Here is a 9,919-nt window from a genome sequence, read left to right as displayed (position 1 = left end):
TCCCTGTAGCCAATCCTCTCGTTTAAATAACGCTGAATAACCAAGTGTTTTTCTGATTCATTAAATTTACCCACCCAGGCACCTCCTATTGTTGAACTTAGGTGTCCAACAATGGGGGTGCACTGCATTCGCCTGCGGGGTCTCATCCTTTCCTCTATTTCCCGCAGGAGTCGAGTGACCTCCGCTCCATTCCACTAAGTTTTCTAATTAGTGTATTAAAACTAAAAAACACAAAAATCCGAACTATTTAATCGTTGGTTGATTAATTGGTTCGGTTTTTATGCAAATTCACATACTTATGTCCCAGCCTTTTATTTTTTCAATGCTTGCCAATATACCTTCCAGCAAGCCGCCAGTTTTTCTTCGGCTTTTTTTTCGGTATGATCGTATACGAGCTCCACCATGATGCTCATCAAAATACCAGTATATGCAGTCGTGAGGGTCTTTTCATCCAAGCCTGTGATGACACCCTCTTCAAGCCATTTTTGAAAGGATTGTTCAAGCATGTTCTCCTGAAGCACCTCGACCTCAACCACTTCCTCGACAATTGCAGCATATAAATGACTCGGTGGAAAGAAGCTCATTCTGAGCCAGAATTTCAAGCTCTGGTTTTCTTCGAACAGTCTTTTCACTGCCACTAAATATTCATACAAAAAAGTCTCTGGTCCAAGATTAGCAAATTCCTTGAAATACGCTTTTTTCGTCTGGATTTCAACTGCCTTTGCTTCTCTTAGCACCTCTAAAAACAAGGCATCCTTGCTGCTGAAATGGGAATAAATAGAGGATTTTTTTATGCCGACCTCATCCGCAATCATCGAAAGTGATGCTCCTTCGTAGCCTGATTGCGTGAAATGCTTGATGGCCGCTTTTTTTAAATCTTCTTTTGTCATCTTTACTCTTTTCCTCCTTTATCCGATAAGCTTTAAGCCAATTGCAGCAGCTAATATAAGTCCAATAAAAAAGAGTCTTTTTGCATCCTTCGGTTCTCCATATATAAACATTCCAAGAAAAGCGGACCCGACCGTTCCAATTCCCGTCCATACACCATAGGCCGTCCCCATCGGAATGGTATTCATGGCATATGACAGCAGGGAAAAGCTGCAGGCAAACCCGATAATTAACAAAATAATGGCATCCCATTTCTTCATGGCAGCCCGCTTCATATTAACAACACCGAACACTTCAAATAATCCTGCACCAACTAATGCTAACCATGCCATTAAGAGCCCTCCTCTGCTGAACTGCTTTCATCTGTGACGACCTTCAAGCCGATTACCCCTATAAGCAATACGATAACAAGCAACAGCTTCATAAGATGGAACGGTTCTCCGAAAAACAGCATTTCTGCAATAACTGTTCCTATTGTACCAAGACCTGTAAATACTGCATAGACTGTTCCAACTGGCAAAACCTTTGTTGCATATATTAGCACAGCAAAGCTGATTATAATAGCGAGCGCTGTACCAGCCCATTCTAAGGCAGTATCAGCATGCTTTAATCCTGACACCCAAGCAACCTCCATTAGGCCTGCGGCAAGCACCATCACCCATGTCGATTCATTGTTGTTCCTCCTTTGAAATTAACTACCGACCGTTCGTTAGTTATTATTTCATGAAAGTTATGGGAAGTCAACTATCACCACTTTGTCTAAAAATCATTATAAAGAAAGAAAGCAGCGGTTTTCAAACAAATATGTTTGAAAGCCGCTGCTTTCTAAAGTTTAAGCTAATAGGTTGGCCAGCCGCTTGAATCCCAATACAAATCATTTATGAGCATTGTTGGCATTCCATTGTTTAATGCATCATACGAATGGCGAACAATTAGATTGTTGTTTAAAATATCTGAATGGCCTGGGCCTTTCCAGCGGTCATTGCCTGTATCGAATATCGTGCCGCCGCCATTAAGCATATTGACACCGTTCTTATCTACATAAGGTCCAGTAATGGATGTAGATCTGCCAACGGCCATTTTGTATGTGCTGTTCACGCCTTGACAGCAGCTGTCAAAGGACACAAACAAATAGTAGTATCCATTGCGATAGACAATATTAGGCGCTTCAACTGCTCCATTATTATTCGGTCTTGCAGCAATGGAATACAAGCTGCCTGTTGGCTTCATTGTTGTCTTATCAAGACGTGTCAGCTTAATACCGCTCCAAAATGAACCAAAGGACAGCCATGGATTGCCATCCTTGTCAATGACAAGATCACCGTCGATTGCATTATAGTTATTGGAGGATACAGAGCGTGTGACAAGCCCATCATCGCGCCATTGGCCGGAAGTAATACTAGAGGTTGAAAGAAGACCAATCAAAGATGTATTGGAGCCGAAGGAAGAAACAGAATAGTAGAGCCAGTACCTGCCATTATAATAGCTGATATCTGGTGCCCATTGGTTTTTCTCATAATTAGGCACATAGTTGGCCCACCAGGAGGGTGCAGTTGGAAAAATTGTTGGTGCCTGATACCAGTTTGTTCCATTATCGCTTCTCAGCACCCTTATTCCATTTGGGCTTCCTGTCCCGAATGTGTACCAAGTGTTGCCTTCTTTAATAATCGAAGGGTCATGGATTTGCAGGTCCCCTGTCAAACTCCAAAAGCTGGCAGATGCTGAACTGCTGATAGATAAACAAGCCACCAGAACAAGTAATGCTATTTTCAGTTTAAAGCCCTTTCCTTTTCTTTTCATCGTTATCCCCTCATTTCTTTTTTTAAAAGACTGAAAAAACGATACCGGATCCTCCTTTCTGAAAAAATTTCAAACAATTATATATTCTCCCTCGATAAATGAAAACCCTTTCAAAACAAACAGGAATGGTAACTGTTTCAAAAAAAAGATACCCTTGCTTATCAAGGATATCTGTCCATTTAATGCTCACTCTTTTCTCTAAGCAGCTTTACGATTGCGGCCCAGTCGAGATCACTCCAGCCCTGCTCGATTCCTTCTTCATAATGCTTTTTTGCAATTTCGGCAGTTGGCAGGCTGATTTTAGCATTATGCGCTGCTTCAAGCATTAAATTAACGTCCTTCAAGCCTAATGCAAGCTTGAATCCAGCTTCTTCAAACCTTTCTTCTACCATGATTTTCCCGTAGTTTTGATAAACTGGTGAAGCGAACAATGTATTTGCAATTTCTAAAAAGGCGTCTGCCTTGATTCCATACTTTTCAACGAATACAAATGCCTCAGATAATGCCTCAAGCATGGAGACAATTAAAAAGTTATTTCCTAGCTTTACAACATTGGCTAAATGTCCTTTTTCTCCAACTACAAAAATATCTTTGCCTAGCTCATTTAGGACTGGCATAATTTTCTCCCTCGCTTGCTTTGGTCCTGCTACAAGTAATCGCAACGCAGCAGCAGCTGCTGCATCAGGTCGTCCCAATACTGGGCAAGACACGAAGGCTTGACTATTTTTCTGGTGATCTTCTTCAAGCTTTTTCGCTAATTCTACACTTAACGTACTGACTGAAACATGAATTCCGTCTTTTGGCAGTCCACTGATTATCCCTTTCTCACCATAAACTACTGCTTCTGCTGCTTTATCATCAGAAAGTATTGTAAATACGATAGTTGCTTTTTGTGCTGCATCTGCGGGGCTAACTGCCATTTCAGCACCTTTTTCCACAAGTGATTGCAGTTTACTTGCTGTTCTGTTGTAAATGACAAGCTTATGCCCGCTTTTTAATATATTTTCTGCAATTGGTAGGCCCATATTGCCAAGTCCGATCAACGCTACCTTCATTTCAACTCTCCTCAATCTCTATATTGTTTGTTATGCACTATTCGGTGATTTCAGTCATTTTTCCTGCATTCACAAAAACATTTCCTCCTTGCATACATCCGGTTGGAACGAACAAGCTATTTCTATAACACAGTTTTGGAGGACATAATATGCTTATAAAAATAAATGAACATATAGAAAATATTCAGAAGCACAGCAAAGCCTTTCAAGGGATAGATGATCTTGAACCGCTTATTAAGGAAGCCGGCAAGGCTAAATATGTTTTGCTTGGTGAAGCAACACACGGTACAGCTGAATTTTATTCTCTTCGTGCCGAAATTACCAAAAAACTGATTCAGGAACATGGCTTTTCCTTTGTGGCAGTGGAAGGCGACTGGCCGTCATGCTATGAGGTGAATAAATATGTGAAAAATGATTCAACAGCTGCAAATGCCAGAGAAGTATTGGCCCATTTTAACCGCTGGCCGACATGGATGTGGGCAAATGAAGAAATTATCCCCTTGCTTGACTGGCTGAAAAGCTTTAATAGCAATAAAGAAGCTGGCAATAAAGCTGGTTTTTACGGCTTGGATGTGTATAGTCTTTGGGAGTCAATGGAAGCAATTGTTCACTACTTACAAGAAACGAAGTCTCCTCATGTGGAAAAGGCATTAAAGGCGATTGAATGCTTTGAGCCGTATAACAGAAAGGCCCAAACATATGGGATGTCAGCGGCATTACTTGGCGAAAGCTGTCGGGAAGAAATTCTAGAGCTGCTGCAGGCTATCCAGCAGGCTAACAGCAAAAGCGGTGATTTTAACGAAGAAGAGCAGCTTAGTCTTGAGATAAATGCCTTAGTATCGAAAAACGCGGAGAATTATTATAAAACAATGATTACAGATGATCAGGAATCGTGGAATATTCGAGATCATCATATGGTCGAAGCCTTATCCCATATCAGCAGCTTCTATGGCAGTGAAGCAAAAGGAATAATATGGGAGCATAACACTCATATTGGTGATGCGAGGGCAACGACAATGGAGCAGGAAGGCTTAGTGAATGTGGGCCAAATCACCCGTGAAAAATATGGGACAGAAAATATCTTTTCCGTTGGTTTTGGGACATACAGCGGTACCGTTATTGCCGGAGACAAATGGGGAGCCCCTTATGAAAAAATGACATTACCGAAAGCAATGCGTGGCAGCTGGGAGGAAATGCTTCATCGTGCAGGGTCCCACGATAAATTTTTCATTTTTTCCCAGGAGAATAAAACGCTGTTTGAAGAGCGTGTCGGCCATCGTGCTGTTGGAGTTGTATACCATCCTGAATATGAGCAATATGGAAACTATGTTCCATCCAGCATTTCAGAAAGATATAATAGCTTTATTTATGTGGACAAATCAACTGCCCTTTCGCCACTGCCTGTTGAAGTAATAAGTGATTAGCTGTTTTTACCATAATAAAAGGGAGTAGACATATGCTACTCCCTTTTAAAACGCTGATTATTTTCTTCTTATAAATGTTAACACGATTGCGATAACAGAAATAATGATTGCTGCAATGGATAAAACGTTGCTTGTTGAAGAACCTGCAGTGTCTTCATCGCTGTCAGCTGACTCATCAGTGTCTGCATCATGATCTGAAGTATGGCCATGGCTATCTGTTGTTGCTGTAGCCTTAGTGATTTCTGTTACAGAATGAGGAAGATCCGCATCTGCATCACCAGTCCATTCTACAATGCTTCCATCTGTGTAATATTGGAATGCATCCCAAATTACTTCACCTGCATCAGCAGGATTTTGGGCAGTAAAGCTGAAAAGACGATATTCGCCTGGTTTGATTGCCGCATCATCGTTTTCTGCTTCCCATGTAACAGTCGTTACTTTATCATCATCATTCTTTTCAGTAGTTACCTTCCAGCCATCAACAGGCTGATACATTTTAAAATCTACATTGTCAGCAATCTTGATGGATACTTTATTTGTGTTAAGTTCCTTTTCAACAGGGATTTTAACCGTATACGTTTCCCATGCCTCTGTTGTGGATGTTGCCGGGTTAACAGTTACATGAGCGCTCGCTGGAAGAGCAATCAAAAATACTGCTGCAAATGTAACTAAAAATGCTGTAATTCTTTTTTTCATATGTATCATGCTTTTAACTCCTTTTCGTTCTTTTTTTCACAAGTGTTTAAAACACTATGTAAATAGGTACAACCTTCTTTATCATAACAGATGTGTTAAGCGCTTTACATTTATATTTGTGGCAAATTTGTGAACAAGTAATAATAGCCAGTTTGGCCGCTTTTTCTACTTTTAAAACATATGGTGATAAAGCATCACCTTAATCTTATCTATAAGACACAAAATAGACAAGATTATAAACTAAGAGAATTTAGGTCATTCCTATTTAACTAGCACAAAAATTTCTTATAAGGCCATGGCTATCCAATTGTAAAATACAAAATAAAGTGACTAATTCCACAATTCTTGGCCTGTCCTTACACGGCTGCCTATACTTCTCCCCAATCCCCCTCATATTGTAAAGGTAAAGGGAGGGATTTTATGTTTCATAGTACAAGATTACATGGAGGTGCTCCAGTTGTTGTTGGTGCCCCCACAGTAGGAGGAGTGCATGTTGCACCAGTAGTTGGGCATGGAGCCGCAACTTTAACTGGCTTTGTTGCTCCGTCTGCAGGCTTTAGTGCAGGAAATCCAACGATCATTTATCCATATAAGCAGTTTCCAAACTACATGAACCCAAATCAATATTATCCTAATTATCCTTACAATTCTTACAATCCTTACAATTCTTATTATCCACCGTATTATTGACTTGCTCAAATAAAAAAGCATTTCGCCAATAGGGCGAAATGCTTTTTTTATTAAACGATAGATGTTGTTTCTTGCTTCTTCGTCTTTTTCCAGCCAAGCATCATTAATACAAGGCCACCAACAGAAACGACAAGACCAGCAATGCTAAGGGCTAATTCTAACACACTCTTATTTTCCGCGCCTGTACCTGGACCATTCATGCCATTCATTGCTGGCATATTACCTTGTGCCTGACTTGGATCAAATCCAGAATCAGCAGCTGCTGCAGAATTTTCTGTGCTGTCCGTGCTTTGCGTCGTATCACTAGTTGAACTTGTTGAACTATCCGAGGAACCATTCATTTGCATGCTAGGCGCTTGTCCGTTCATTTGCCCCATTTCTGGTGCAGAGCCAGCGCTAAAGTAAGAGGTAACACCTAATATCGATTGTGCTAGTAATAAAAGCATTGCTGCAATAATTGCGATAGATTGTATTTTTTTCATTTTATCTCTCTCCTAATTCGTAATGTAGGTTCATTATGGATTAGGAAGCTTAAGTTTTTCTTAACTTCTATTAATAGATTTATTTTTCTTTGTAGCTGCCATTGGATTTAACGATACAAGCAATAAAATCTAGTTTAATCCCCTGCCAATAAAATTAGCACTCACACAATCCTGCCCAATTTCTCTCGCCCAAACGGACAGCTGACCAATATGATGGACTTCGTGAACGATGCAGTGATTGATAATTTCTGCTCTTGAGAAGGCTTCATCTTGCCATGAAACTTTGATTCTTTCAGACTGATCCTTAGAAAAATTGTCAATCAGCAACTCTCGAACCTCTGCTTTCACCTTATCTGATAAGGTCTTTATCTTTTCAAGACTATTGTACTCAAAAGCTGTAAATTCTACTGTTTCCTTTCCTGCAAGTGCGAGCAGCCAGCTGTACTCTACGTCAATAATATGTACAAGTGTTGCCAATATCCCTTGCAAGCCTCCTGTTCGCTTGGCAAGCAGCTCCTGTTCAGGAATGGACTCACACCATTTCAGCCACTCATCCCTTACTTGCCAGTTATATTCAAATAACGATTGCATGGCAATCTCCCTTCAAGTGTTTATGGTCTTTCAACAGGTATCCAAATTTCTGAATAATAATTCGCGCTGTGTGGGTTTCCTTCTCCGTATACTTCTAACTGCGGGGAGGCTACTTGCATATAGCCGCTAGTCGGGAACCATTCGCCATAAATTTTTTTCCATGTTTGCTGCATGCTGTCAGGCATTGCTCCATGTACTGCGAATATCGCCCATTTTGATGGTGGAATTGTAATGGTATCGTAGCCTTGCTGAGCTTCTTTCGTGGAGGCCGCTGCAATCCAATAATTCATATCCTTGTTTTCGCTGTTTGTGTCGGTGCATATACCAAGAATTCCCCTAATTTGGCCGTTATTCCATGCTGCTAATGCTTCTGTTGAACCATCACCATTTGCCTCACTCCAAAAACGCGGTATTTCTCGAAAATTCTCTCCTTCCTTATAAGAAAAGGATCTCTTCTTGCCAATTGCTTGAAAACCTTCCATTTCGACAATTTTCACATTCATTGGTTCTGCTCCCTTTAAAAGAATTTGTATGGAAAAAGGATTATAGATAGTCAGCTTTCCCTTTCCGTTGCGAATATCACTCGGTGTTGAGCCATGCTGTTTTCGGAAAGCTTTTGTGAATGCTTCTGGTGATTCATAGCCATATTTAAGGGCAGCGTCCAACACCCGCAGCTCTTTATTCATCAATTCCTGTCCCGCACAAGACAGACGTCTCCTCCGTATATATTCACCAACCGTTGTGTCAGTCAAAACAGAGAATGTCCGTTGAAAATGGAAAGAGGAAAGGCAAGCCTGCTTGGCAATTTCTGACGTCTCCAATTTCTCATCCAGATGTTCTTCCATATATTGGAGTGCCTTTTGCAAACCTTCAAGCCATGTCACTAGTATCACATCCTTCCTTACAGTTTAGCTGCAATTATATCCTTGCGCCTGTCATTTCTTGCTCGATTCAAACAGGTTTTTCAACTAAGCATTCTTGATTGCTTCTCTTATTTCCTTCTTCCTAATGTTGATATTGGAGAAAATAAAAACAGCCCCCATAATTTGGACTGTTGTGATGAATCTTTATCCTTATGCGCTGCCACCATCTCCGCCACATCCGCCGTCTGAGCTGAATGAGGAACCGCAGTCATGATTCGAGTGGTGGTGGTGGCTGTGACCGCCATCATGATATCCGTTTCCAGGTAAATCCCATGGTGTGTAGCTCGCGTGTGTTGATTTGGAAATTTTAGATGCTTTTGAACCCTTTGAGAAAAGTGATGCGATAAACAGTATCCCTACTAATATAATGACAATATACATAATTTTCAGCCTCCTTTTTATTATTTACGAATTAAAGTTCATTTAGTTTCACTTTTTTATAGAAATTTCACCATAAATGTAAAAAGCTGCCGATATAAATCGGCAGCTTTCGTTGTTATTCATTATTGGCTGCTTTTGCTTTTACTTTTTTTTGCTTCTGAATGAAATAAACTACGACTGTCACTGCAAGGATAATCAGTACAATGAGAATCGGGTTAATATCGGTAGACAGAAAACCAAATGGGATTAAGGATAACACAAAAAAGTACAAAAAGTTGCCTGCAGCTGTTCCGACCACAAATCCTTTTAAGGAGATGGTTGTTACTGCCGCCAATATATTTAGTATGCTTGTAGGGAAAAATGGTAAAACCCTCGCATAAAACACATACTGTCCACCTTTATTTTCAATTTTCCGAAGCGCCTCACCATGTGCTTTTTTTTGGACGAAATCCTGTAACCAATAACGGACTGCCACAAACACAATGATTGCTGCGACAATACTGGAAATCCAGCTCCACATAAAACCATAAAAAAAGCCGAAGGCATAATAATTTATTGTGATCACAAGTATTAACGGAATTACTGTAAAGCTATTTTGTATAACCATTATAATTAAGCTCAGTATGAGTGCATAAATTTCGTTATTCCGATAATAAGCTGTGAATTCCTTTAGTTCTCCATTTCTTATTGCATGAAATATTTCTAGCTGGTATAACATGAAGCTGATTAAAACAACTGTTCCAACAAAAGAAAGTAATTTCCATAATTTTTTTATAGCGATCACCTTTTTTCTTATATATATGGCAAGCCATCTTACGAATTAACCATTAACAAGCCCATTTACTTTTTATCCCCATTTCCTAACATACCTGCTAAACATGTAAAAATAAACATAGCTTTTCCTCGGTTTATTTAGGTTATAGTCGATTTCCATTACATTTTGATTAAATTTGTCAAATATACAAGAAATGGTATTTTATGAGGAGTAT

The 9,919-nt window shown here is 40.0% G+C and carries 13 protein-coding genes; 2 read left to right on the top strand and 11 right to left on the bottom strand.

Going from position 1 to position 9,919, the window contains the following annotated elements; all coding sequences use genetic code 11:
- Positions 1-311 precede the first annotated feature (311 nt).
- The 5 genes from EM808_RS27100 to EM808_RS27080 form a co-directional block, all read right to left on the bottom strand.
- Positions 312-890 (bottom strand): TetR/AcrR family transcriptional regulator, encoded by a 579-nt coding sequence (locus tag EM808_RS27100; protein WP_127742750.1) that lies wholly within the window; start codon positions 888-890, stop codon positions 312-314.
- A gap of 18 nt (positions 891-908) precedes the next feature.
- Complete coding sequence (locus EM808_RS27095) at positions 909-1,220, bottom strand: DMT family transporter (RefSeq protein WP_127742748.1); 312 nt, start codon at positions 1,218-1,220, stop codon at positions 909-911.
- Positions 1,220-1,543 carry a DMT family transporter gene (locus EM808_RS27090; RefSeq protein ID WP_127742758.1) on the bottom strand — a complete coding sequence of 108 codons (324 nt, stop codon included), beginning with the start codon at positions 1,541-1,543 and terminating at the stop codon, positions 1,220-1,222. Before EM808_RS27090 ends, EM808_RS27095 begins: the two co-directional genes overlap by 1 nt.
- A gap of 182 nt (positions 1,544-1,725) precedes the next feature.
- Positions 1,726-2,688, bottom strand: coding sequence for a glycoside hydrolase family 43 protein (locus EM808_RS27085; RefSeq protein ID WP_127742746.1), 963 nt, complete (start codon positions 2,686-2,688; stop codon positions 1,726-1,728).
- A 179-nt stretch (positions 2,689-2,867) separates the two neighbouring features.
- Entirely contained in the window at positions 2,868-3,743 is an 876-nt protein-coding gene (locus tag EM808_RS27080; RefSeq protein WP_127742744.1) for an NAD(P)-dependent oxidoreductase, read from the bottom strand.
- 149 nt (positions 3,744-3,892) lie between these two features.
- Here EM808_RS27080 and EM808_RS27075 point away from each other — a divergent pair, with 149 nt between their 5' ends.
- Positions 3,893-5,167, top strand: coding sequence for an erythromycin esterase family protein (locus tag EM808_RS27075; protein ID WP_127742742.1), 1,275 nt, complete (start codon positions 3,893-3,895; stop codon positions 5,165-5,167).
- Positions 5,168-5,224: 57 nt separating this feature from the next.
- Here the strand turns inward: EM808_RS27075 and EM808_RS27070 are convergent, their stop codons facing one another.
- The gene (locus EM808_RS27070; protein ID WP_127742756.1) at positions 5,225-5,863 is read right to left on the bottom strand and encodes a YcnI family copper-binding membrane protein; all 639 of its coding nucleotides are present in this window, start codon (positions 5,861-5,863) and stop codon (positions 5,225-5,227) included.
- 420 nt (positions 5,864-6,283) lie between these two features.
- Here EM808_RS27070 and EM808_RS27065 point away from each other — a divergent pair, with 420 nt between their 5' ends.
- Positions 6,284-6,553: a hypothetical protein gene (locus EM808_RS27065; RefSeq protein WP_127742740.1), complete on the top strand. Its 270-nt coding sequence runs from the start codon at positions 6,284-6,286 to the stop codon at positions 6,551-6,553.
- A 50-nt stretch (positions 6,554-6,603) separates the two neighbouring features.
- Here EM808_RS27065 and EM808_RS27060 read toward each other — a convergent pair whose 3' ends face one another.
- The 5 genes from EM808_RS27060 to EM808_RS27040 form a co-directional block, all read right to left on the bottom strand.
- The gene (locus tag EM808_RS27060) at positions 6,604-7,035 is read right to left on the bottom strand and encodes a hypothetical protein (protein WP_127742738.1); all 432 of its coding nucleotides are present in this window, start codon (positions 7,033-7,035) and stop codon (positions 6,604-6,606) included.
- 129 nt (positions 7,036-7,164) lie between these two features.
- Positions 7,165-7,626: a DinB family protein gene (locus EM808_RS27055; RefSeq protein ID WP_127742736.1), complete on the bottom strand. Its 462-nt coding sequence runs from the start codon at positions 7,624-7,626 to the stop codon at positions 7,165-7,167.
- 20 nt (positions 7,627-7,646) lie between these two features.
- The gene (locus tag EM808_RS27050; RefSeq protein WP_127742734.1) at positions 7,647-8,510 is read right to left on the bottom strand and encodes an AraC family transcriptional regulator; all 864 of its coding nucleotides are present in this window, start codon (positions 8,508-8,510) and stop codon (positions 7,647-7,649) included.
- 189 nt (positions 8,511-8,699) lie between these two features.
- Entirely contained in the window at positions 8,700-8,930 is a 231-nt protein-coding gene (locus tag EM808_RS27045; RefSeq protein ID WP_127742732.1) for a hypothetical protein, read from the bottom strand.
- 115 nt (positions 8,931-9,045) lie between these two features.
- On the bottom strand, positions 9,046-9,537 hold the full coding sequence (locus EM808_RS27040; RefSeq protein WP_164849808.1) for a TVP38/TMEM64 family protein: 492 nt from the start codon (positions 9,535-9,537) through the stop codon (positions 9,046-9,048).
- Between the last annotated feature and the right edge of the window lie 382 nt (positions 9,538-9,919).

It is taken from the genome of Niallia taxi, assembly GCF_004005475.1.
GTDB lineage: Bacteria > Bacillota > Bacilli > Bacillales > Cytobacillaceae > Niallia > Niallia taxi.
The sequence above is the reverse complement of the archived record's forward strand: the minus strand, read 5'-3'. Positions and strand labels throughout refer to the sequence as shown.